This is a genomic window from Kribbella antiqua (assembly GCF_004345665.1).
In the GTDB taxonomy this organism is placed as follows: domain Bacteria; phylum Actinomycetota; class Actinomycetes; order Propionibacteriales; family Kribbellaceae; genus Kribbella; species Kribbella antiqua.
In genome coordinates this window covers 13,678-37,257 of record NZ_SLWR01000022.1, presented here as the reverse complement: position 1 = coordinate 37,257, position 23,580 = coordinate 13,678, and the positions used below count along the sequence as shown (strand labels likewise).

The 23,580-nt window shown below is 68.3% G+C and carries 20 protein-coding genes and 1 pseudogene; 10 read left to right on the top strand and 11 right to left on the bottom strand.

Features of this window, described 5'->3' with window-relative positions:
- Positions 1–119 precede the first annotated feature (119 nt).
- The 4 genes from EV646_RS38375 to EV646_RS38360 form a co-directional block, all read right to left on the bottom strand.
- Positions 120–626 (bottom strand): GNAT family N-acetyltransferase, encoded by a 507-nt coding sequence (locus EV646_RS38375; protein WP_199237505.1) that lies wholly within the window; start codon positions 624–626, stop codon positions 120–122.
- Between the two features lie 186 nt (positions 627–812).
- Positions 813–1,982 carry an SWIM zinc finger family protein gene (locus tag EV646_RS38370; RefSeq protein ID WP_132157706.1) on the bottom strand — a complete coding sequence of 390 codons (1,170 nt, stop codon included), beginning with the start codon at positions 1,980–1,982 and terminating at the stop codon, positions 813–815.
- A complete protein-coding gene (locus tag EV646_RS38365) occupies positions 1,979–4,684 on the bottom strand; it encodes a DEAD/DEAH box helicase (RefSeq protein ID WP_241996609.1) in 2,706 nt (901 codons plus the stop codon). Before EV646_RS38365 ends, EV646_RS38370 begins: the two co-directional genes overlap by 4 nt.
- 123 nt (positions 4,685–4,807) lie before the next feature.
- Positions 4,808–6,685: an ABC transporter ATP-binding protein gene (locus EV646_RS38360; RefSeq protein WP_199237511.1), complete on the bottom strand. Its 1,878-nt coding sequence runs from the start codon at positions 6,683–6,685 to the stop codon at positions 4,808–4,810.
- A 170-nt stretch (positions 6,686–6,855) separates the two neighbouring features.
- Here EV646_RS38360 and EV646_RS38355 point away from each other — a divergent pair, with 170 nt between their 5' ends.
- The 4 genes from EV646_RS38355 to EV646_RS38340 are packed head-to-tail and all read left to right on the top strand — an operon-like array spanning position 6,856 to position 12,117.
- Complete coding sequence (locus tag EV646_RS38355; RefSeq protein WP_132157700.1) at positions 6,856–7,626, top strand: TetR/AcrR family transcriptional regulator; 771 nt, start codon at positions 6,856–6,858, stop codon at positions 7,624–7,626.
- A gap of 41 nt (positions 7,627–7,667) precedes the next feature.
- Positions 7,668–8,336, top strand: coding sequence for a TetR/AcrR family transcriptional regulator (locus EV646_RS38350; protein WP_241996608.1), 669 nt, complete (start codon positions 7,668–7,670; stop codon positions 8,334–8,336).
- Positions 8,336–10,069, top strand: a complete 1,734-nt coding sequence (locus tag EV646_RS38345; RefSeq protein WP_132157698.1) for an ABC transporter ATP-binding protein — start codon at positions 8,336–8,338, stop codon at positions 10,067–10,069. The genes EV646_RS38350 and EV646_RS38345 overlap by 1 nt, the downstream gene beginning before the upstream one ends.
- Positions 10,066–12,117, top strand: a complete 2,052-nt coding sequence (locus EV646_RS38340; protein ID WP_132157696.1) for an ABC transporter ATP-binding protein — start codon at positions 10,066–10,068, stop codon at positions 12,115–12,117. Before EV646_RS38345 ends, EV646_RS38340 begins: the two co-directional genes overlap by 4 nt.
- A 108-nt stretch (positions 12,118–12,225) precedes the next feature.
- Here EV646_RS38340 and EV646_RS38335 read toward each other — a convergent pair whose 3' ends face one another.
- On the bottom strand, positions 12,226–12,873 hold the full coding sequence (locus EV646_RS38335) for a hypothetical protein (RefSeq protein ID WP_132157694.1): 648 nt from the start codon (positions 12,871–12,873) through the stop codon (positions 12,226–12,228).
- A 165-nt stretch (positions 12,874–13,038) separates the two neighbouring features.
- On the opposite strand from EV646_RS38335, the gene EV646_RS38330 reads away from it, so the two are divergent.
- A complete protein-coding gene (locus EV646_RS38330; protein WP_132157692.1) occupies positions 13,039–15,093 on the top strand; it encodes a sensor histidine kinase in 2,055 nt (684 codons plus the stop codon).
- The gene (locus tag EV646_RS38325) at positions 15,086–15,736 is read left to right on the top strand and encodes a response regulator transcription factor (protein WP_132157690.1); all 651 of its coding nucleotides are present in this window, start codon (positions 15,086–15,088) and stop codon (positions 15,734–15,736) included. Before EV646_RS38330 ends, EV646_RS38325 begins: the two co-directional genes overlap by 8 nt.
- Here EV646_RS38325 and EV646_RS38320 read toward each other — a convergent pair whose 3' ends face one another.
- A complete protein-coding gene (locus EV646_RS38320; RefSeq protein ID WP_132157688.1) occupies positions 15,737–16,939 on the bottom strand; it encodes a M20 metallopeptidase family protein in 1,203 nt (400 codons plus the stop codon).
- The gene (locus EV646_RS38315; RefSeq protein WP_132157736.1) at positions 16,936–17,856 is read right to left on the bottom strand and encodes a 5'-3' exonuclease; all 921 of its coding nucleotides are present in this window, start codon (positions 17,854–17,856) and stop codon (positions 16,936–16,938) included. The genes EV646_RS38320 and EV646_RS38315 overlap by 4 nt, the downstream gene beginning before the upstream one ends.
- A gap of 133 nt (positions 17,857–17,989) precedes the next feature.
- On the opposite strand from EV646_RS38315, the gene EV646_RS38310 reads away from it, so the two are divergent.
- Positions 17,990–18,430, top strand: a complete 441-nt coding sequence (locus EV646_RS38310) for an Lrp/AsnC family transcriptional regulator (RefSeq protein ID WP_132157686.1) — start codon at positions 17,990–17,992, stop codon at positions 18,428–18,430.
- Here the strand turns inward: EV646_RS38310 and EV646_RS39685 are convergent.
- Positions 18,393–18,668 (bottom strand): hypothetical protein, encoded by a 276-nt coding sequence (locus EV646_RS39685; RefSeq protein ID WP_199237503.1) that lies wholly within the window; start codon positions 18,666–18,668, stop codon positions 18,393–18,395. The genes EV646_RS38310 and EV646_RS39685 overlap by 38 nt on opposite strands.
- 62 nt (positions 18,669–18,730) lie before the next feature.
- Here EV646_RS39685 and EV646_RS41115 point away from each other — a divergent pair.
- Positions 18,731–18,946 (top strand): annotated as a pseudogene (locus tag EV646_RS41115) (HAD family hydrolase); the annotation flags it as partial.
- Here the strand turns inward: EV646_RS41115 and EV646_RS40805 are convergent.
- Complete coding sequence (locus EV646_RS40805) at positions 18,943–19,068, bottom strand: hypothetical protein (RefSeq protein ID WP_277875158.1); 126 nt, start codon at positions 19,066–19,068, stop codon at positions 18,943–18,945. The pseudogene EV646_RS41115 and the gene EV646_RS40805 sit on opposite strands and share 4 nt — an antisense overlap.
- Positions 19,069–19,120: 52 nt before the next feature.
- Positions 19,121–20,623, bottom strand: a complete 1,503-nt coding sequence (locus tag EV646_RS40505) for a DUF8094 domain-containing protein (protein WP_241996607.1) — start codon at positions 20,621–20,623, stop codon at positions 19,121–19,123.
- Between EV646_RS40505 and EV646_RS40500 the strand changes: the two genes are divergently transcribed.
- Entirely contained in the window at positions 20,585–20,815 is a 231-nt protein-coding gene (locus EV646_RS40500) for a hypothetical protein (RefSeq protein ID WP_241996606.1), read from the top strand. The two genes, EV646_RS40505 and EV646_RS40500, sit on opposite strands and share 39 nt — an antisense overlap.
- Before the next feature lie 114 nt (positions 20,816–20,929).
- Here the strand turns inward: EV646_RS40500 and EV646_RS38300 are convergent, their stop codons facing one another.
- On the bottom strand, positions 20,930–22,393 hold the full coding sequence (locus EV646_RS38300) for a KamA family radical SAM protein (RefSeq protein WP_132157684.1): 1,464 nt from the start codon (positions 22,391–22,393) through the stop codon (positions 20,930–20,932).
- Positions 22,394–22,533: 140 nt separating this feature from the next.
- Between EV646_RS38300 and kdd the strand changes: the two genes are divergently transcribed.
- Positions 22,534–23,577, top strand: coding sequence for an L-erythro-3,5-diaminohexanoate dehydrogenase (kdd, locus tag EV646_RS38295; protein ID WP_199237501.1), 1,044 nt, complete (start codon positions 22,534–22,536; stop codon positions 23,575–23,577).
- Positions 23,578–23,580: the final 3 nt, after the last annotated feature.

The following is a 23,580-nucleotide window of genomic DNA, read 5'->3' as shown; positions in this document are numbered from 1 at the left end:
GGCTGCACCCATTTGATGGGTGGCCCCATGAAATGGTGGGTTCCCGGCCGGAATACAGGCGGGGAACCCACAACGTGGTGGGTGAACCCACCAAATGCGGTCAGGTGGCGGGGGTCGGCTTACTCCTCGAGGTTGACCGGATACCGGAGGGTGCCGGTCGGGATCGGGGTGCCGTTCAGCGACAGCGCCATCAGGTTCGGCCCGTCGAATTGAGGGTGGTGGACGCCGAAGGCGGTGGCCTGCCGGAACCCGAATCGCGGGTAGTAGTTCTCATGCCCGAGCACCACCACGGTCTGCTCACCACGATCACGCGCGGCATCCAGCGCCGCGAACACCACGGCGCTGCCGGCACCTTGATTCTGGTACGGCGGCAGTACGGCGACCGGACCCAGCGACGCGACCGGCGTTTCGCCGATGTGACACCGGGTGATCAGGGCATGGGCAACGACCTCACCATCGGCTGTGGTCGCGACGAGAGACAGCCCGGGCAGCCAAGCGGCCGGCTCCGCACGGTGGGCGTCGAGGAAGTCGACCTCGAACTGCCGGCCGAAGGCCTGCCGGGTCAGCTCACGGATGGTGGTGATGTCTTCGGTGGTCTCGAGGCGTGTTTGCCAAGTGATGGACAACGGAGAAATCCCTTTCGGGCCAGGGGTTCCGCGGCCGTCAGGTCACGCGGAACCAAGGATGGGCTGAATGACCGAAGTGGCTGCCGCGTACGCGACAGCGCCCGCTCGCGCGGTCATCAACCCACCTCCTCCTTCGTCCGAAGTCGCGCTCACCTTATCCAGACGGCCGACCAACGCGCACCCGGTTTACCAATCTGTGGCCAGCGCCGTCAGCGGGTCGGCGGTCGGGGGCGATGTCGGGATCCAGGTGCCGTTGACCAACCGATAGGGGTGCCAGCGACCCTGGTGGTCGAGGCGGAGTTGGGTATCTTCCCAGGTGAGGTGGTTGCCGGAGACATCGATGCTGATGTCCTCGTCGGCCGCGGCCAACAGCTCGGCACGCGCGCGGGCCAGGTCGGCGGCGTCGGGAGTCCAGGTGTGTTCGAGTACGTCGAGCCCGGCGGCGCCGCCGTACTGCCAAGCCTGGACGCCTTCGGCCAAAGAGCGGCCGGTCGCTTCGGTGAGCGGACCCGCCAGCTCGGGAAAGTCGCTGGCGAGGCGGACGGCATCCTGCCACTCGTCGAGCGCCACAGGCTCAGGCGTGCCGTGCAGCAGCGCGCTGAGGAGCGCACGCGCACGCCGGGCCGCATCGAGCACCAGCAACTGCAGCGTTGCCGGAGCGAAACCCGCAGGTGGTTCGATCCCACTGACCGTCAGCTCGTCCGCAGTCACCTTGGCCGGCAGCTCCGGTACGGCGGGAAGCTCGCCAACGGGACCCGCGTCAACATCCTCCGGCGACACGCCGACCTCGGTGCCAACCTGACTCCTGCCCTGGAGCTGATCGAGCAAGTACTCCCGCGACCGCCCGCGCATCAGCAACAAGACGAACGGATCCGAGTCGAGCAACCACCCGACCTGGTAGCAGAGACCAGCCGCGTGCTGGCACGGAAGCTCCCACCCGTCGCACGTGCAGGTGGGGTCGAGGTCCCCGATGCCAGGCAGCAGTGGCACGCCGGCTTCGGCGGCCGCCTCCACGAGGTCGTGCGGCATCTCACCGTCGAGCAATGCCGCGATGTGTCCGGCGCGAGCGGCGACCTGGTCGAGGAACCGGCTCCACTCGTCGTCGCTCAGCTCATCGATCTGGACGGCAGCCTCATAGGTGTCGTCGGGGGAGTACACCGTCGCCGCGATGCGCCCTGGGCTGACGGTGATCGTTCCGACCTGGCCGGAGTTCGCGTAGCGCCGTCCCTTCTTCAGCTGATCCGAATCCAGTGACGTGTCTTCCAGCGCCTGCACCCACGCCCGCGCCCACCACGACCGGCCTTGCGTGCTTCGCCGCTGCGCCGGAAACGCCGGAAAGCCCTGTGCCTCGGTCATCGCAGACCGCCTCGCAGTTCGACCAGGTCGGCAAGTTCGGCGTCGGAGAGTTCGGTGAGGGCGGCTTCGCCGCCGGTCAGGACGGCTTCGGCGAGTTGGCGTTTGCTGCTGAGCATGGTCGCGATCCGGTCCTCGATGGTGCCCTCGGCAATCAATCGGTGGACCTGCACTGGCCGCGTCTGCCCGATCCGGTACGCGCGGTCGGTCGCCTGATCCTCGACCGCCGGGTTCCACCACCGGTCGTAGTGCACGACATGATCGGCTCGGGTCAGATTGAGCCCTGTCCCGGCCGCCTTGAGCGACAACAGGAACACCGCCACCTCGCCGGCCTGGAACCGATCGACCATCTCCTCCCGCTTCGGTACTGGCGTCCCACCGTGCAGCAACTGGGTGGCCAGCCCCCGCTCCGCCAGGTGACGCTCGAGCAGTCGTGCCATGGCGACGTACTGCGTGAAGACGAGGACTGCGCCGTCTTCGGCGACGATGGTCGACAGCAGTTCGTCGAGCAACTCGAGCTTGCCGGAGCGACCGGAGAGTCGCGCGTCCTCGCCTTCCTTCAGGTACTGCGCAGGGTGGTTGCAGATCTGCTTCAACCCGGTCAGCAGCTTCACGATCAGGCCGCGGCGTGCCATCCGGTCGCTGGCCTGGACCGCGGTCATCAGCTCGCGGACCGTCGCCTCGTAGAGGACGGCCTGCTCGCGGGTCAGCGACACCGGCTGATCGGTCTCGGTCTTCGGCGGCAGCTCCGGCGCGATGCCGGGATCGGACTTGCGGCGGCGCAGCAGGAACGGACGGACGAGTTTCGCCAGCCGCTGCGCGACCTCTTCGTCCTTGTCGGCTTCGATTGGCGCTGCCCACTGGTTTCGGAAGGTGCCGAGCCGCCCGAGCAGCCCAGGCGTGGTCCAGTCGAGAATCGCCCAGAGCTCGGACAGGTTGTTCTCCACCGGCGTGCCGGTCAGCGCAACCCGGGCGCGTGACGGCACCGTCCGCAGCGCTTTCGCCGTACCGGACGACGGATTCTTCACATGCTGAGCCTCGTCCGCGACCAAGAGCGCCCACTGATGATCAGCCAGGCGTACGGCGTCGCGCCGCAACGTGCCGTACGTCGTCAACACGAAGCCGTCCTCGGCGCCGTCGAGTGAGCGGGCGGTGCCGTGGAAGCGCCGTACTGGCGTGCCCGGCGCGAACCGCTGGATCTCCCGCTCCCAGTTGCCGAGAAGCGACGCAGGGCAGACGACGAGGGTCGGGCCGGCGGTGTCAGGTGAGGTCTGGCGGTGGAGGTGGAGAGCGATGAGCGTGATGGTCTTGCCGAGGCCCATGTCGTCGGCGAGGCAGCCGCCGAGGCCGAGCGAGGTCATCCGCGCAAGCCAGCGGAGACCGCGGAGCTGGTAGTCGCGCAGGGTCGCCTGGAGCCCGGCGGGCGCGTCGATCGGTTCGTCGGCGTGGTCCGGGTCGGCGATGCGTGCGCGGAGGTCGTCGAGCCACTGGGTTGGCTTGACGCTGATCTGGCGGCCGTTGATCTCCGTCGTACCGGTAAGGGCGGCGCTGAGGGCATCAATCGGCGTGACTGGTTTGAGAATCCGCTCGCGGGCCTTACGGGCGAGGTCCGGGTCGATCAGCATCCATTGGTCGCGGAGCCGGACCACCGGTCGGGTTGCCTCGGCCAGTTGGTCCATCTCCGCCTCGGTCAGCGGATCGTTGCCGAGAGCAACCTGCCAGCTGAAGTCGAGGGTGGCGTCGCCGCCGAAGAAGCTGGGCAGATCGCTGGGTGGTCCGTCGGACGACGTGATCGCGGCGCGTGCCGTGAGCGAACGCCCGAGGCTGCGGGGCCAATGCAGGTCGACACCGGCCGCCGACAACCGCTGCGCCGCCCCGGCGAGCAGCCCCCCGACCTCTTCGTCGGCCAATTCCAGTTGATCCGGTACGGCGGAGTCGAGCAGCCGGGACAGTGGAGCCCACGCCCGCGAAGCCCGGCGGATCGCAAGAGTCGCGTCGATCCGCGCCCGGGCCCCGAATCCGGCAATCTCCTCGGCCCAGACGTCACCGGCGTCCCGGACGAGTGTCGGATCCTTGATGCTGTGCAACTGGACCACCGCGCGGAAGCCGAGTGAGTCGAGCAACTCGATGCGCAACGAGATACGAACGCCGCTGTCGAGTCCTACCGAGACCTCATCAGCCCACGAACGCAGCCGGTCGGCGCGCTGAGGTGCCGGGCTGGTGAACAGAGTGGTCCCGTGCGCCTTGGTCGCGGCGGGGGAGCGAGGCATCCCGTCAGCAACCGCATCCAGGAACCCCCGCAGCAGATCCTCCGCGGCAGGCAGCTTCACCTCCGTTGGATGCTCTGAGAGCGGCAACGCACGAGCCGTCGGCGGCATAGCTTCGGCCAGGGTGAGCAGGCGGGTGACGTCGTCCGCATCCAGGGGGCCGACGCGCCAGGCGTCGTGGCCGTCGGCGGAGACGCCGGGCAGTAGCTTGCCTCGGGCAACCAGCTGCAGCGCCGCGAGTGCCGCCGTACCCCAGAATGCCGCCGAAGGATGCGCGCCGGATGCTTGTCGCGCCCGGCCCAGCACCGGCACTGCCTCCGCGACCGACAGCTCGACCGCGCGGACCGACTGCGGCACGGACTCGATGACCAGGTCGAGCTCAGTCAGCTCACCGACGCCGAGCGGCAGCTCGCCGCCCTCCGGATCCCAGAAACTCACCCGCCCTTCCCGCGGCGGATCCGCGGGCCTGAATACCACCGCACAACCGGCAAGCTGCCCCGCTCCTACCAAGCTCCTACCTTTCTCGTTCGAAGCACGTCGCTCGTTCGAAGTACGCCGGGGCTAAGCCGGCACGACCTCTGGTTCGGTGCCGGGTTGGTCGAATTGGGTCCGGTAGAGCTGTTCGTAACGGCCGGACGCGGCGAGCAGGGTGGTGTGAGTGCCTTGCTCGACGATGCGGCCGTCCTCGATGACGAGGATCTGGTCGGCGGCCCGGATGGTCGAGAGGCGGTGGGCGATGACCACCGCGGTCCGGCCGGCCAGCGCCTCGGTGAGAGCTGCCTGGACCGCCGCCTCGTTGGTGGAGTCCAACGCGGCGGTGGCCTCGTCGAGGATGACCACCCGGGGCTGAGCCAGCAGGAGGCGAGCGATCGTGAGCCGCTGACGTTCGCCACCGGACAGCCTGTACCCGCGCTCGCCGACGACCGTCTCCAGTTGGTCGGGAAGTGAGCGGATCAGATCACCGAGGCGCGCCCGTGTCAGCGCGTCCCACAAGTCGTCGTCGGTCGCCTCAGGTCGAGCGAGCAGCAGGTTCTCCCGGATGGAGTCGTGGAAGAGGTGCCCGTCCTGCGTCACCATGCCGAGGGTGTCCCGCAGTGACTCCGCCGACACGTCCCGGACGTCGACGCCGGCGAGCTTCACCGAGCCCGAGTCCACGTCGTACAGGCGTGGAATGAGTTGCGCGATCGTCGACTTGCCTGCGCCGGACGAGCCGACCAGCGCGATCATCTGCCCTGGCTCGGCGCGGAACGAGAGGTCGTGCAGCACCTCGACGCCACCGCGGGTGTCGAGCTTGGCGACCTCTTCGAGGGACGCCAGCGAGACCTTGTCCGCGGACGGGTAGGCGAACATCACGTGTGAGAACTCGACCGACACCGGTCCCTCCGGCACCGTCCCGGCGTCTGGCTTGTCCTTGATCAGCGGCTCCAGATCCAGCACTTCGAAGACCCGCTCGAAGCTGACCAGCGCCGTCATCACCTCGAGCCGCGCACTCGCGAGCGCGGTCAGCGGCGAGTACAGCCGGGTCAGCAGCAACGCCATCGAGACCACGGCACCCGCGTCGAGCTGGTCGCGCAGCGCGTAGAACCCGCCGAGCCCGTAGACCACCGCGAGCGCCAGCGCCGAGACTAGCGTCAGCGAAGTGACGAACACCCACTGCACCATCGCCGTCCGTACGCCGATGTCACGCACCCGCCGGGCCCGGATCGCGAACTCGAGGGACTCGCGCGACGGCCGGCCGAACAGCTTCACCAGCGTCGCGCCGGGCGCCGAGAACCGCTCGGTCATCTGCGTGCTCATGGTCGCGTTGTAGTTCGCCGCCTCCCGCTCGAGCGAGGCCAGCCGGTTGCCGATCCGCCGCGCCGGTATGACGAAGATCGGCAGGATCACCAGCGCGAGCAGGGTGATCTGCCACGACACCCGCAGCATCACGACGAGCGTCAGTACGAGCATCACCAGGTTGCTGACGACGCCGGACAGCGTGTCGCTGAAGGCTCGCTGCGCGCCGATGACGTCGTTGTTCAGCCGGGAGACCAGCGCGCCGGTCCGGGTCCGGGTGAAGAAGGCGATCGGCATCCGCTGGATGTGGTCGAAAACCGCCGTACGCAGATCGAGGATCAGTCCCTCGCCGATCTGTGCGGACAGCCATCGGGTGAGCAGACCCAGCCCGGCCTCCGCCACCGCGATGACCGCGATCAGCAGCGAGAGTTGCAGGACCACGCTGAACTCCTTGCCGCCGACGATCGCGTCGACCACCCGCCCGGCCAGTACCGGCGTGGCGACCGCCAGCACCGCGGCGCCGATGCTGAGCAGCAGGAATGCGATCAGCGCCTGCTTGTGTGGTCGCGCGAACGCGAGGATCCGTTTGAGCGTGGCCTTCGAGAACGGGCGCTTCTCATCTTGTCGGTGCATCGCGTGGTACATCGACGTCCACGCGGTCATTTCCATACTCACGGTGAGATTCCCCCGGCTCGGTTGTGCAGGTCGTGCCGATGATCCCGGAGGCCACCGACAGTTTCCGACCGTAGGACCTCAACAGTCCTTGAGGTCAACGCACGGCTAACTGAGTACACTGTACGAAGTAGCGTAGCCACTCCGGGAGAATCGCGCACATGAATACCGAGTACACCGGCAGTGGTGACCCGGCGAAGAGCCTGGAGCTGCTCTGGCGACGGCGGCCGCAGCCGACTCGTGGGCCCAAGCCGGCGCTCACGGTGGAGCGCATCGTCGAGGCGGCGCTGCGGATCGCCGATGCCGAGGGGATCGCCGCGATGTCGATGCGCCGGGTGGCCGACGAGCTCGGCGCCGGCGCGATGACGCTGTACCGGTATTTCCCCGGCAAGGCCGAGTTGCTCGACGTCATGCTCGACACCGTGTACGGCGAGCTGGCGCGACGCGAGGTGGACGGAGACTGGCGGGCGCGGCTGGACGAGGTCGCGCGAGAGAATCGCGATGTGTACCTACGGCACCCGTGGTTGCTGCAGGTCGCGGTTAGCCGGCCGCCGCTCGGTCCGCAGCTGATGGCGAAGTACGAATGGGAACTGGCCGCGATCGAGGGGATCGGCCTGACCGACCTCGAGATGGACGCGACCGTCGCGCTCGTCAACGGGTACGTCCACGGTGCCGTACGCACGGCGGTCGAGGCGCGCCAGGTGATCCAGCGGTCGGGGATGACCGACAAGGAGTGGTGGCTGGCGCACGTGCCGCACCTGGACAAGATCTCCGACCTCGAGAAGTTCCCGCTTGCCAACCGGGTCGGGACCGCGGTCGGGAATGAGTACGACGCTCCCTACGACTCCGAGCAGGCGTTCGAATACGGGCTGGCCAGGCTGCTGGACGGCGTTTCCGCGCTGATCGAGAAGCGGTCAGGCCCGGAACGGTAAATAGGGTTGTGAGTGAGTACTCACTCAGTTAATCTCGACGCATGTCACCACGAGCCACTCCGTTGCCGCCGGAGGAGCGACGCGCCGCCATCGTCCAGGCCGCGCTGCCGCTGCTGGAGGAGTTCGGCGCCGAGGTGAGCACCAAGCAGATCGCCGAAGCGGCCGGGATCGCCGAGGGGACGATCTTCCGGGCCTTCGGCAGCAAGGATGCCCTGGTCGACGCCGCACTGGGGACGGCATTCGACACCACCGAGCTGATCAACGCTTTGGAACGGATCGATCGGTCCCTGCCGCTGCGGGAGCGGATGGTCGCCGCCACGGAGGCCGGCCAGAAGCGGCTGCGGTCCGTGTTCAAACTGCTGTTCTCGCTCCGGCTGCGGCGGCCGCCCGACCTCAAGGGGACGGCGATGGACGAGGCCCGTCGCAAGCGGCAGTCGGACCTCGCCAACGAGGCCTTCGCGGCGCTGCTCCGGCCGGATGCCGATCAGCTGCGCTTCACACCCGAGGAAGTGGTCCGCCGAATCGGGCTGATCACCTTCTCGGCGACCCACCCAATGATTTCCGGGGGCCAGGTGCTGACCGCCGAGGAGATCGTCGACTTCGTGCTCGACGGTGTCCGCAACCGCGACTCAGGTCCGCGCCCGACCGCCGAGGAGATCGCCGAGTTCGCGCTCGACGGTGTCCACCACCACGACTCTGGGGATGTCTGATGTTAGTTCGACTCTTGCGTACGCACCTGCGTCCGTACGCGGGAAACCTGACCATGGTGGTCGTCCTGCAGCTGATCGGGACGATCGCCTCCCTCTACCTGCCCAGCCTGAACGCCGAGATCATCGACAACGGCGTGGCCAAGGGCGACACCGGCTACATCATGCGCACCGGCGGCTGGATGCTGAGCGTCAGCCTGGTGCAGATCATCTGTACGATCGCCGCCGTCTACTTCGGCGCCAAGACGGCCGCCCTGTTCGGCCGGGACGTGCGGGCCGCGGTCTTCCACCGGGTCGGGGAGTTCTCCGCCCGGGAGGTGAACCAGTTCGGCGCGCCGACGCTGATCTCGCGCAGCACCAACGACGTCACCCAGGTCCAGATGCTGGTGGTGACGACCTGCACGATGCTGGTGGCCGCGCCGATCACGATGGTAGGCGGCGTCATCATGGCCGTCCGCGAGGACGTCGGGCTGTCCTGGCTGGTGGCCGTCGCCGTACCGTTGCTGGCGGCATCGATCGGGCTGATCGCCAGCCGGATGGTGCCGCAGTTCCGCCGGATGCAGGTGAACGTCGACGGCGTGAACCGGGTGCTGCGCGAGCAGATCACCGGCATCCGGGTGGTACGGGCGTTCGTCCGCGAACCGCACGAGGTCGAGCGGTTCGGCGAGGCGAACGAGAACCTGACCGACACCGCCGTCCGGGCCGGCCGGCTGATGGCGCTCGTCTTCCCCGTGGTGATGCTGATCCTGAACCTGTCCAGCGTCGCGGTGCTGTGGTTCGGCGCCTCCCGGGTGGAGAACCAGACGATGGAGGTCGGCGCGCTGACCGCCTTCCTCAGCTACCTGATCCAGATCCTGTTCTCGGTGATGATGGGCGTGTTCGTGATGATCATGGTGCCGCGGGCCTCGGTCTGCGCGGACCGGATCACCGAGGTGCTGGGCACCGAGTCCTCGGTCCGGCCGCCCGTCACCCCGATCCGGACCTTCACCGGCCGCGGCGAGCTGGTGTTCGAGAACGCCGAGTTCCAGTACCCGGGCGCCGCCGAGCCGGTCCTGCGGGACATCAGCTTCAGCGCGTCGCCCGGGCAGACGACCGCGATCATCGGAAGTACTGGCGCAGGCAAGACCACGCTGCTGTCGCTGGTGCCACGGTTGTTCGATGCCACCGGTGGACGTGTGCTCGTCGACGGGATCGACGTACGGGACATCGAGCCCGAGGCGTTGTGGGAGCGGATCGGGCTGGTTCCGCAGCGTCCGTACCTGTTCTCCGGGACGGTCGCCAGCAACCTGCGCTACGGCAACCCGGACGCGACCGACGAGGAGCTCTGGCAGGCGCTGGAGATTGCCCAGGGCAAGGACTTCGTCGAGGCGATGCCGGAAGGCCTGGAGTCGCCGATCGCGCAGGGCGGTACGAACGTGTCCGGCGGTCAGCGGCAACGGCTGGCGATCGCGCGGGCGCTGGTCCGCAAACCGGAGATCTACCTGTTCGACGACTCGTTCTCCGCACTCGACCTGTCCACCGACGCCCGGCTGCGGGCGGCGCTGCGGCCGGTGACGGCGGACGCGTGCGTGGTGATCGTGGCGCAGCGCGTGTCCACCATCGTCGAGGCCGACCAGATCATCGTGATCGAGGACGGCGCGATCGTCGGCAAGGGCACCCATGACGAGTTGCTCGAGAGTTGCCCGACGTACGTCGAGATCGTCGAGTCCCAGCGGTCCGCGGAGGAGGCGGCATGAGCGACGACAAGCAAACGCCCACAGCTGCATCCAACGGGCAGGCTCCGGCGACGGTGAAGGCGACCGAGCGGCCGACGACCGGTCGTGCGTTCGGCCCACCCGGGGGTATCCCCGGCGACAAGTCGATGAACTTCGGCCCGTCGGCGAAGCGGCTGCTCCGGCGGCTGCGGCCGCACCGGACACAGGTGCTCGGGGTGATCCTGCTGGCCGTCGCCAGCGTCGGCCTGTCGGTGCTCGGCCCGAAGATCCTCGGCAAGGCGACCGACATCATCTTCGCCGGCGCGATCGGCAAGGGACTGCCGGCGAACCTCAGCAAGGAGCAGGTGATCGAGCAGGCCCGGGCGTCCGGCAACGGCCGGTTCGCGGACCTGCTGCAGGGGATCGACCTGATCCCGGGCGTGGGGATCGATTTCGATGCCCTGCGCAACGTCCTGCTGCTGGTGCTCGGCCTGTACGCCGGCGCGTTCTTCCTCTCCTGGATGCAGGGCTACATCCTGAACGGCGTGGTCCAGCGGACGGTCTTTGAGCTGCGCTCCGAGGTGGAGGACAAGCTGAACCGGCTGCCGCTGAGCTACTTCGACGGCGCGCCGCGCGGTGAGCTGCTCAGCCGGGTGACCAACGACATCGACAACATCTCGACCAGCCTGCAGCAGACGCTGAGCCAGCTGCTCACGTCCCTGCTGACGGTGATCGGCGTGGTGACGATGATGTTCGTGGTCTCGCCGCTGCTCGCCCTCATCGCGCTGGTCACGATCCCCATCTCGATGGTGATCACGGCGGCGATCGCGAAGCGCTCGCAGGCCCGGTTCGTCGCGCAGTGGCGGCACACCGGTGCCCTGAACGGCCAGATCGAAGAGGCGTTCACCGGACACGAGCTGGTCAAGGTCTTCGGCCGGCAGAAGGAGATCGAGGCGAGCTTCGCCGAGAAGAACGACGAGCTCTACCAGGCCGCGTTCGGGGCGCAGTTCATCTCCGGCCTGATCATGCCGCTGATGATGTTCATCGGGAACCTGAACTATGTGGTGATCGCGGTCGTCGGCGGCCTGCGGGTGGCGTCCGGCACGATGTCGCTGGGCGACGTACAAGCGTTCATCCAGTACTCGCGGCAGTTCACCCAGCCGCTGACCCAGGTCGCCTCGATGGCGAACCTGCTGCAGTCCGGGGTCGCCTCGGCCGAGCGGGTGTTCGAGGTCCTGGACGCCAAGGAGCAGGTGCCGGACGACGCGACGCCGGCCGAGGTCACCGAGGCCCGCGGCCGGGTCGAGTTCGAGCACGTGGCGTTCTCGTACGACCCGGAGAAGCCGCTGATCACCGACCTCAGCCTGGTCGCCGAGCCCGGTCAGACGGTCGCGATCGTCGGGCCGACCGGCGCCGGCAAGACGACGCTGGTCAACCTGATCATGCGGTTCTACGAGCTGAACGCCGGCCGGATCACCCTGGACGGCGTCGACATCACCGAGCTGACCCGGCACGACCTGCGCTCGCGGATCGGCATGGTGCTGCAGGACACCTGGCTGTTCGGCGGCACGATCCGGGACAACATCATGTACGGCAACCTGAACGCGACCGAGGAGGACATGCTCGCCGCGGCCAAGGCGACGTACGTCGATCGGTTCGTGCACAGCCTGCCGGACGGGTACGACACGGTGATCGACGAGGAGGGCAGCAACGTCAGCGCCGGTGAGAAGCAGTTGCTCACCATCGCCCGCGCGTTCCTGGCGGATCCGCAGCTCCTGATCCTGGACGAGGCAACCAGCTCGGTCGACACCCGCACCGAGGTCCTGGTCCAACGCGCCATGGCGGCGCTGCGCTCCGACCGCACCAGCTTCGTCATCGCCCACCGCCTCTCCACCATCCGCGACGCGGACCTGATCCTCGTCATGGAGAACGGCTCCATCGTCGAACAAGGCAACCACCAGCAACTCCTCACCGCGAACGGCGCCTACGCCCGCCTCTACAACGCCCAGTTCGCCGGCGCCGTAGTAGACATCGACGAGGAAGCCGCCGCACTCCCAACCCCGGCCGCCGCACCAGCAGCCCGGCCTTAGCCAGTACGGCGGTCAGTCGCACGGCCGTCACAGCGGAAGAGGCGCCACCCGTGGTGGGTGGCGCCTCTTCTGTGTGGCCGGTGGTGTCCCCTGATGCACCCCGGCTGGTTAGTCCTGCGGTACTACGAGCTGCGGCCGGCGGGCGAGCAAGAGGCCTAGGGTGGCGTAGCCGATCAGGAGGTGGAAGCCGCCGACCCAGCGGGCGGCCTGGTCGCCGAGGAGGATGAAGGACGGCACGGTGACGACCGCCCAGCTCTCCGCGATCAGCGGCCACCACCGCAGCGCACCCCGCCAGCGTCCGGTGAAGGCCAGCTTGACGGCGATGACCGCCATGCCGAGCATCGACAGCGGCCAGCAGATGTCCAGCGGCACGAGCCAGGCCGCGTCCTGCAGGTTGGACGGGAGTACGCCGTGCAGCAGCGACCAGATGCTCGCGATGCCCAGGATCACCGCTTCCACCCTCAGCGCCACCCGGGCCGCCCGGCTGACGCCGATCGCCTGCGTCTTGAACTGCACCGTCAGCAGGCAGAACACGCCGAGCTGGAACGCGAGACCGGTGAGGTCACCGATCCGGCCGGGCCAGCCGTCGGCGACGGTAGTGAACACGAAGATGCTCGCCGCCCAGGCCAGCGTGCCCGTGGTCAGCCCGATGCCCAGCCGACGTACGGTCTGAGGGTCGATCCCGGCCTGTCGTGCGGTGGTCGTTGTACCGCCGTACTGAACGTCGGTGCGGACCCGGGCTGGTGTCTCCGTCATGGTCTTTCCTTCCTCCCCTTGGCGGTACCTGGCGTACCTCCTGGCCAGAACTCTCCGGGTTCGGGCGACCCGGGCGGCAGGTACTGCGGTCCTCTGCTGTGTCCCGAGTCCGGAAGGGACAACTGACCCGCGACGGCGGGACACACTCTGGGTGACAATGCACCGATGGGGGAGACCACGCGCAGGGGATGGGAAACGGCCGCAGCGGGCGCTGCCGGCCTGCTGCTGTTCGCCCTGACCGTCGTGCTGGACATCCGCAACGGCTCCCGCATCCCGGACGCTGCCGAGCTGGACGCAGGCTGGACCGCGGCGCTCTCCGGACTCGCCCAGCTGATCCCCGGCCTGCTGCTCCTGCATCGCCTGCCTCGGCACCCGATCGCGGGGGTCCTGACCGGCTCCGGTGTGCTGTGGGTCGTCGACGGCTTCGCGTCGAGCTGGGCGGCGTACGCGATCTACACGTCGCCCGGTCTGCCCGGTGCGTCGGCGACGTACTGGTTCTACTCCCGCACCGGCTCGTTTCTGCTGCTTGGGCTGCCGCTCCTCATCCTGCTGTTTCCGGACGGCAAGCTGGTCACCGCTAAGCTGTGGCGCTGGCTGTCCATCGCCAGCCTGGCTCTGACCTTGCTGCTGCCCCTCTTGCTGATCGTGGCGCCCATGGCGGTCATGGAGCGCTACCACGCGGCCACGCTGCCACCTGAGATCACTCGGCTGTCGCTGGATCCGTTCAGCCTCAATCTCTCGTACGACGTGTGGAAGCCGCTGCTGCAGGTCGCGTACGCCGGTGTGATCGTGAGCCTCGTCGTACCGTTCGCTGTCACCGTGCACCGCTATCGGGCCGCGTCACGGGAGCGGCGAGCCCAGATCCGCTGGCTGATGTGGGCGGCACTCGTGGACATGCTCGTGCTGATCGTGCCGTTCAGGAATCCGCCGGTTGTCTCCGCTCTCACCTTCGGCCTGGCGATCGCCCTCACCTCGGCCGCGATCGTCGTCGCCGTCACCAAGCATCGCCTGTACGACGTCGACCGGTTGCTCTCGGCCACTTTCCTGTACGGCGTACTCGCGGTCCTGGTCGTCGGCGTCGACCTGGCCGTGTTCGCCCTCGCCGGCGGCGTGCTCGGCGAACGTGATGCCGCGCTGGTCGCCATCGCGGTCGTCGCCGTGCTCTACGCCCCGCTGCGCAGTCGGCTCTGGCGTTGGGTACGACGTCTCGTCCGCGGCTCGCGCGACGATCCCTACGCGACCATGTCGACCCTGGCCGAGCGACTGGAATCGGCCGCCGACCCGGACGACCAACTGCGCGCGGTCGCGCGCACGCTGGCTGAGGCGTTCCGGCTGCCTTATGTGCGGGTGGAGATCGAGCGATCCGACGGCCGACTGGCGATCGTCGAGCACGGGCGCGAATCGGAACCGACGCACGCGTTGCCGGTCGGCTATCGCGGCGAGCCGGTTGGGCGGCTGGTGTTCAGTCCGGGAGGTGGCACGACGTTGTCTGAGCGCGACCAGCGGCTGCTGGGCGATCTCGTGCGGCAAGCGGCGGCCGCCGCTCGGGCCAGTGAGCTGAGCGCCGAGCTGCAGCAAGGACGGAGCCGACTGGTTGCTGCCCGCGAGGAGGAACGGCGGCGGATCCGGCGGGACCTGCACGACAGCCTCGGCCCGAGCCTCGGAGCGGTGGCGCTGCGGATCGAGACCGCCCGCAACCTGTCGAAGTCCGCGCCCGATCAGGCCGACCGCATGCTCGAGCAGGCGACGACCGAGGTCGCGGCCGCGCTGGCCGACGTACGACGGTTGGTACACGATCTGCGGCCGCCGGCGCTGGACGAGCTCGGGTTGGTACGGGCGATTGAGCAGCAGGCTGAGCGGTTCCGGCTCGGCGGGCTGGCGGTGTCGGTCGACGCGGATGCGCTGGGAGCGTTGCCGGCCGGGGTCGAGGTCGCGGCGTACCGGATTGCCTCGGAGGCGCTCACGAACGTCGCCCGGCATGCCGCGGCGAGCCGCTGCGATATCGCGTTGAAGCTGGAGGGATCGACGTTGGAGTTGTCGGTGACGGACGACGGGATCGGGATCGGCGAGGAGGTCGTGGCGGGCGTGGGGATGTTGTCGGTGCGAGATCGAGCGGCCGAGCTCGGGGGAGTCTGCAGCGTGACTTGCCCGGCCGAGGGCGGGACCGTCGTACGCGTGAGGTTGCCGCTGGACGCCGTACCGGAGGTCGTTCATGGGTGAGGTCGTGCGGGTTCTGCTGGCGGACGACCACCCTGTCTACCGCGACGGGCTCGCGGCTCTGCTCGGTTCGCTGGAGGGCGTCGAAGTCGTCGGTACGGCGGCCGACGGGGTCGAGGCAGTGGATGGGGCGCGGGAGTTGCAGCCCGATGTCGTGGTGATGGATGTGCAGATGCCGCGGCTGGACGGGATCGAGGCGACGCGGGCGATCACCGCGGACAGCCCGCATATCGGGGTCGTCGTACTGACGATGGCCGAGGAGGACCAGACGCTGTTCGCCGCGATGCGGGCCGGCGCGCGCGGCTATCTGCTGAAGGGCGCGAACCAGGCCGAGATCGTCCGCGCGATCACGGCCGTCGCGCAGGGCGAGGCGATCTTCGGTCCGGCGATCGCGCGCCGGGTCGCCGAGTTCTTCTCCGCCGTGCCGGTCGCCGCTCCGGGCAGCCCGTTCCCGCAGCTCACCGCACGCGAACACGAGATCCTCGCTCTCGTCGCGGCCGGCCGCTCCAACGCACAGATCGCCACCGAGCTCTACCTGTCGCCGAAGACAGTCCGCAACAACGTCTCCAACATCTTCGCCAAACTCCACGTCGCCGACCGAGCCGAAGCCATCATCCGAGCCCGCAACGCCGGCCTCGGCGGCTAGTCAGCTGACTCCGCGAACGAGGCGGCGTACGGCGAGTTCGGCGAGGAGGGCGGCGGCGTCGGGGAGGATGGAGTCGTCGAAGTCGGCCAAGGGGGAGTGGTTGTCGGCCGCGGCCTCGGGGTCGGCGGAACGGCAGGCGCTGAGGTTGAGGTAGACGCCGGGGACCTCGTTGAGGATGTAGGAAAAGTCCTCGGCGCCGCACCGGGGATTCGGCCGTTCGCGGAACCGGTCTGCGCCGAAGAGGTCGACGATCGTCTCTCGGGCGAACTCGAACTCCGCGGCGTTGTTGACCGTCACCGGGTAGCCGATGTGATAGTTCACCTCGACGGTGAGTCCGTACGCCGCGGCCATGCCTTCGACCAACCGGGTCGACGCCTGCTGGACCTTCGCACGGGTCTCCTCCGAGAACGTCCGTACAGTCGCATCGAAGAACGCGTCGTCCGGGATGATGTTCTCCTTCGTGCCACCCGCGATCCGGCCGACGGTGAGGACGACCGGGTCGAACACGTCGAACTGCCGCGTGATCATCGTCTGGAGCGCACCCACCATCTCGCAGGCCGCCGGAATCGGGTCCTTGCCGCGGTACGGCGTCGAGCCGTGCGTACCGGCCCCGACAACGCGCACGTTCAACTGGTCGGCGGCCGCCATGAACGAGCCAGGTCTGCTGCTCCACATCCCCAACGGCTGGCTGGCGGAACCGACGTGCAGACCGTAGGCGGCATCCGCCCGGCGCCCGGCCGCGTCGAGGACGCCCTCGCGGATCATGATCGGCGCGCCGCCGGTGGTCTCCTCGCCCGGCTGGAACATGAAGACGACGTCGCCCGCCAGCTCGTCCCGCAGCGCCGACAGGATCTTCGCCGCGCCGACGAGGCCGGCGACGTGCAGGTCGTGGCCGCAGGCATGCATCATCCCGGGATGCTGCGAGACGTACGGGACGTCGACCCGCTCGGTGACCGGGAGCGCGTCCATGTCGCCCCGCAGCAGTACGACGGGACCCGGCCCGCGACCGCCACGCAGTACCGCGGTCACTGAGGACAGGTTCTTGCCGAGGGTGATCTCCAGCGGCAGGCCTTCGAGCGCATCCAGGATGAGCTGCTGGGTCTTGGGCAGCTCGAGATCGAACTCCGGGACCTGGTGGAGCTTGCGGCGAAGGGTGACGATCTCGTCGCGGTACTGCTCGGCCAGCTCTCGTGTCGTGCTCATGCCTTCGGTCCTAGGTTGAGGGCGGCCATGACCCGCTGCGCGCTGCCGCCGAGCTCGAGGAGCTCGACCAGGTCCAGCCAGCGCTCGGGGTCCTTCACTTCGTGCGGGATGGTCGCGTCGACCTTGGTGACAGGGGCGTCCTTCGCGACCGCGACTACCTTCGGCGCCACGTCGAGGTAGTCGGCGGAGTCCAGGATCTTCCGCTTCACCGACGGCGACATCGGCGTACTCGGGTCGGCGGCGGCCGTGCGGATGCCGTCCAGGTCGCCGTACGCGAGGACGAGGGAGGCGGCGGTCTTCTCGCCGACGCCCTTCACACCGGGCAGGCCGTCGGACGCGTCACCGCGGAGCGTGGCGAAGTCGGCGTACCGGTTCGCGGGGATCTCGTACTTGGCGAGCAGCGCCTTTTCGTCGTACACATCGGCCCGGCCGACGCCGCGCGCGGCGGTGTAGACGACGCGGATGCCGCGGCTGTCGTCGATGAGCTGGAAGAGGTCGCGGTCGCCGGTGACGACATCGACCGGCATCGTCGCCTGGTGCGACAGCGTGCCGATGACGTCGTCCGCCTCGTGGTCGGGCGCGCCGACGACGGCGATGCCGAGGGCCTCCAGGCAGGCGCGGATGTACGGCACCTGGACCTCCAGCCGGTCCGGCACGTCCTCGACCTGCTCGCCCTTCGGCGTGACGAACTCGACCCGCTGCGCCTTGTACGACGGGATCAGCGCGACCCGCCAGGACGGCCGCCAGTTGTCGTCCCAGCAGGCGACCAGATGGGTCGGCCGGTGGTTCTCGACCAGCCGCGCGATGAAGTCGAGCAAGCCGCGGATGGCGTTGGTCGGCGTCCCGTCGGCAGCCTTCATCGTGTCCGGCACACCGAAGAACGCACGGAAGTACAGCGACGCGGTATCGAGCAGCATCAGACGCTGGGGTGTCTCAGCCATGGGGTGATGCTTTCACAGCCGTCCGACAGTGCGGGCGTGGTGCTGACACTGAGCCGGTGACGGTGAGAACGCGTGCCGTCCGGCATCACGCTCCAGTAATGTCTCCAACGTGGAGGAACTGGACCGCAAGATCGTCGGCCTGCTCGCGTCCGACGGCAGGATGAGCTTCACCGACCTGGGCAAGGCGACCGGCCTGTCCACTTCGGCGGTGCATCAGCGCGTCAAGCGGCTGGAGCAGCGCGGCATCATCCAGGGGTACGCGGCAACCGTCGACCACACCGCGCTGGACCTCCCGCTCACCGCCTTGATCTCGATCCGCCCGATCGACCCCTCGCAACCGGACGACTCCCCGGAACGCCTCCGCGAGGTCCGCGAAATCGAGTCCTGCTACTCGGTCGCCGGCGACTCCAGCTACATCCTGGTCGTCCGCGTAGCCTCCCCGGCCGCCCTCGAAAACCTCCTGGCCGTCATCCGAGCCCGGGCCAACGTCTCCACCACCACCACAATCGTCCTCAGCACGCCGTACGAACGCCGCCCGCCGGCGCTCTGACATGCGCCGAGCTCTCATCCTGGACCTGTTCAGCACCCTTGTGCCCGGTGGCGACGCCGAGCGTGACGTGGTGCATCGGGAGATGGCTCAGGTGCTGGGGGTGGACGCGGACGCGTTTGCGCGGGAGTTCGGCGCGACGTCGTACGAGCGTTTCACCGGGGCGTACGGCGATCTGCCGAACACGCTCCGGGTGATCGCGCGGCGGAGCGGGGGAGACCCGAGCGACGACCAGGTGCATCAGGCAACGGTCCTCCGCCGCAACCTCGCCCGGCAACTGCTCGGAGCCGCCCGACCGGGACGCTGCAGACCCTGTCCGAGCTCCAGTCTGCCGGCTGGCGCATCGGCCTCGTCAGCAACATCACGTCGGAGACCCAGCTGCAATGGCAGGCCAGTCCCCTACCGCCGTACTTCGAGACGACCGCGTTCTCTGCAGAGGTCGGCGCGGCCAAGCCGGAGCCCGAGATCTACCTCGCGGCGTGCAACGCGTTGGGCGTCTCACCGTCGGACTGTGTCTACGTAGGAGACGGCTGCGACAACGAGCTGCCCGGCGCCGCCGCACTCGGGATGTACGCCATCCGCACGACCGAGCACGCCGACAGCGACCCGACCTGGACCGGCCCAACAGTCGCGTCCTTCACCGACCTCCCCGCCCTGATCGGCGCCCCACCCTGGACCGCCTCCAGCGGCAGGTCAGTAGCCGCCGGCGTCGACGATTTGGCTTTCGAAGGTGAGGATCTGGATCTTGCCCTTGCCCTTCGGAGGGATCACGAGGACGGCGTCGTGGAGGGTCGTCTTGGTGAGGGCGCCCTGGTACTTGACCGCGCTCGGACTGAACGCCGTCTCCGGCGCCTGGCCCCACCCGAGCTGGTAGCCGGCGCCGGCCAGGACGGAGTACCTATCGGTCAGCGTCACGAAGGCAAGTGCCGAGCCGGACTTGGTCATGAACGCCGAAGACGGTTCCGCGGTGAAGGCGTTGGTGACCTTGCCGAAGACCGCCGGCTGCTTGGCCATCTCTGCTTTCGCCTTGGCGATCCCCGCCAGGAGCTGGGAGAGGTCGGCGTTCGGCGTGAACGCTGCGGCGTGCGAAGACTTGGCCCCGCCGGTCAGGTACGCCGCCAGGTTGTTCGCGGCCACCTGTGGTGCGGCGGCGAGAGTCGCGCCGTCGGCCTTGCTGACCGAGCGCAGGCCGGCCAGATCCGGCAATTTAGCCGTGGCCTTGGGGCCGGCGGAGAAGGTCATCAGCCAGGGACTGCCGGCGGTCTCGCGCTCCCACAGGCCGAGATGGCGGTACTCCTTGTTGCCGGTGATGCCGGCCGAGCTGACGAAGCGCATCGGGTAGCTGCCGAAGGTCGGGGCGCCGATGACGGGGCTGGTGTAGGTGAAGGCCCGGATCGGCTCCGCCTTGCCGGCTCGGTCGATCGTGTAGTCGGCGAGGTCCTGCCGGAGCAGGGCGCCGCCTTCGACGGTGGCGATGAGGGTGTTGCTACGGGTGCTGTTGGCCTTGTTGTTGATCTCGTTGTAGTGCTTGATCAGGGCAACAGCGGCATCGTCTGTGACCGCCGGCCGAGTGAGAGCATCGACGGTGTCAGACTTCGGGATCGCCGAGCAGCCGCTGACCAGCGCCAGTACGGCGGTCACCGCCACGACTCGGCGAAGCGGCCCGACCGGCGTCTGGTGCTGCGGGGGAGCGTAGCCCTCGGCAACAACTGGAGCGGGCGCAACCGGGCGACGCCGGCGGCCGAGGATCAGGAAGATGCCTCCGGCAATCAACAGGAGACCGAGCACCAAGACCGCGAGACTGGCAAGAAAAGCGTTCGGGATCTCGATACCCAACTTGACCTGTACGTCCGGAGCGGTCTTGCCGTCGGCGCTCATGATCACGACGTCGTAGGGGCCGTCGGCAATCGGCCAGGCGATGGATTGCGTACCGGCGCCGGCAGCCTTGGTCACCCACCAGTCGAGACCGTCCGGCGCCGCGAGCGGGCTGGAGGATCCCTTCTGGTCCTGCGTGGTCAGCGCGATGGGGTACTCGACCTGCACCAGCGAGGTGTGCGCGGTGCCTTTCAGATAGCTCGCGACGTCGAAGTCGCGCGCCACGCCGACGAAAACCGGCTTACCATTCGAGGAACGGGCATCCACGTGCAGCGTCGGCCCGTGCTGGTCCAGCAGATCCGGTCTGGTCGCGATCGCCATGCCTTTGCTGCTCAGGTGCTGTTCACCGGCATAGGCCGTATTGTCCGGACCTACGATCCAGAACGCCGCCACGGCACCGGCAGCACCGACGATCAGACCAATCAGGGCAAGCAGAACACCAAGAACAGAGCGGACGACCCGCACACGGACTCCCGAGATCGCTGCATGCCAGACGGCATGCCGGACGATTGACGAGCCCAGATGCTAGCGGCAACAAAGTCCACGATCGCCAGTGGCGGCTGTGACCTGCGTCAAGTTGCAACGCCTCCGGTGCCGCCCCCTGCATTGGCGGCACCGAAGACGGGTCTAGTTGATCTGCAGTAGCTTCTGCGACTCGGCGGCGGTGCGGGAAGCGGCCGCGCGCTTCTCCGCTTCGGCCAGATGGTCGCCCGCGTGCTGCTTCCACCAGTCCTGGCCCTCGGCCGGGAGGGTGTCGATCGGGTCGTAGTACTCGTACGTCCGGTTCAGCGCTTCCGGGTCCTGCTGCTCGATGCCGGTGCGGTAGTTCTTCTTCCAGTACGAGATGCCGCGCACCTCGTCGTACTCCGACAACTGGTGCACCCACCGCTTGCCGACGTACGGAACGTCACACACGATGCGCGGCGTCGCGAAGCCGGGCAGGTAGCCGAGGATGCCGTGCTGCAGGTGTTGCGCGTCCCGCACCGAGACCCGCCAGTGCTCGGAGAACGGGATCATGTCGCACATGTAGAAGTAGTACGGCGTGATGGTCGCGCCGTCGAGCAACGCGAAACACAGGTCCAGCAGCTGCGGCACCGAGTCGTTCACGCCTCGCATCAGCACACCCTGGTTGCGTACGTCGCGCAGCCCGGCGTCGAACATCGCCTTCGTCGCCTCGGCCACCAACGGCGTCACCGACTGCGCCGCGTTCACATGGGTGTGCATCGCGATCATCACGCCGCGCTTCCGACCCAGCTGAGCGACCCGCTCGACGCCGGCCCGGATGTCGTCCGACAGCCAGTGCTGGGGGAGACCCATCAGCGCCTTGGTGGCCAGCCGGATGTCGCGGATGTTCTCGATCTCCAGCAGGCTGGTGAGGAACGATTCCAGCCGAGGCCACGGCATGTTCGCCACGTCGCCACCCGACACCACGACGTCCCGGACTCCCGGTGTACGGCGCAGGTAGTCGAGCATGTCGTCGAGTCGCGTCTGCGGCTTCGCCACGAACTTCAGCTTGTCGATCACCGGCGTCGAGTTGCCGACCAGGTCCATCCGGGTGCAGTGACCGCAGTACTGCGGACAGGTCGGCAGGATCTCGGCCAGCACCTTCGTCGGGTAGCGGTGGGTCAACCCCTCCGTGGCCCACATCTCGTGCTCGTGCAGCGAGTCCCGAGTCGCGTGCGGGTGCGACGGCCAGTCCGTACGACGGTCGGAGAAGACCGGAAGCATGTAGCGGCGAACGGGGTCCGCGTAGAACGCCGCGGTGTAGTCGGTCGCACCAGCCGGCACGATCGTGTTCAGCATCTGCGGCGGCAGCAGCATCGACATCGTCGCCCGCTCGGCCTGGTCCCGGGTGAGGTCCTCGTAGAACCGCTCGTCGAGCAGGTCACCCATGACATCGCGCAGCTGCTTCACGTTCTTCACGCAGTGCGCCCGCTGCCACTGCGCCGACCGCCACTCCTCGGCCGTGACGTCCTTCCAACCGGGAATCCGCGTCCAGTCCGGCTCCACCAGCTCGACCCGCTGGTACGCGTAGGGCTGGCCGGCCCGCTCGTCAGCGGCGGCCTGCTCCGGGCTGATCAGGTCGGTCACAAGTCCTCCGGGGCTTCAGGGGCGATGCGGTCTTATGTGAGGATAGCGATAGAACTTCCTCTGAAGCCAACAGTACGCCGTAAGAATTATCGTCGTAGCACAGTCTGAGTAGTATTTTGCCTGACCACGAAGGAGAGCACGTGTCGTCTAGCCCGGTGGGACTGCACCGAGTGATCGAGCCGGCCGGCGTGTTGCCGCAGGCAGCGCAAAAGCTGGATGCCCGTCCCGGAATCTGGCCGGACGAGGTCCGGATCGCGGTCGAGCGGCTGAACCTGGACGCCGCTTCCTACCGTCAGCTCGCCGAGGCGTACGGCGGCGACGGTACGGCGGTCCGCCAGGCCGTGCTCGAGATCGTCGAAGCCCGCGGCAAGATGCAGAACCCGGTCACGGGCTCCGGCGGCATGCTCGTCGGCGTGGTCGACGAGGTCGGGCCGGAGTCGCCCCTCGGCGTAGCACCTGGCGACCGAGTGGCGACTCTGGTCTCCCTCACGCTGACTCCGCTTCAGATCACCGACGGACTGAAGGACTGGGACGGCCGCAGCGAGCAGGTCCCGGCCGCCGGGCACGCGATCCTGTTCGCGCGCTCGATCGTGGCGAAGCTGCCTGACGACCTGAAGCCGGAGCTGTCTTTGGCGGTCATGGACGTGTGTGGCGCACCCGCTCTGACCGCTCGAGTGGTCCGCCAGTATGTCGACAAAGGCACAAAACCTGTCGTGTCAGTAATTGGCGCGGCAGGTAAAAGTGGCTCGCTCTCGTTGGCCGCGGCACGGCACGCCGGTGCGGCTCGGACGATTGGCGTCGTACCGTTCGAGGCCGAGGCTTCGCGCTTGAACGATGCGGCGCTGGCGGATGTTGTCACGCTCGCCGACGCGCGGGATCCGGTCGCTCTGGCCGAGGCGGTCGTGCAGGCCGGGGGACCGGCGGACATCACGGTCGTGTGCGTGGACGTGCCGGGTTGCGAGCATGGCGCCGTACTGGCGACGGCCGCTGGTGGGACGGTGATCTTCTTCTCGATGGCGACGTCGTTCTCGGCCGCGGCGCTCGGTGCGGAAGGGCTCGCCGCGGACGTGACGATGCTGGTCGGCAATGGGTACGTGCCTGGTCATGCGGAGTACGCGCTGGAGCTGTTGCGGTCGGAGCCGGGTGTCCGCGGTCTCTTCGAGAGCAGGCTGGCGGAGGATTAGTCC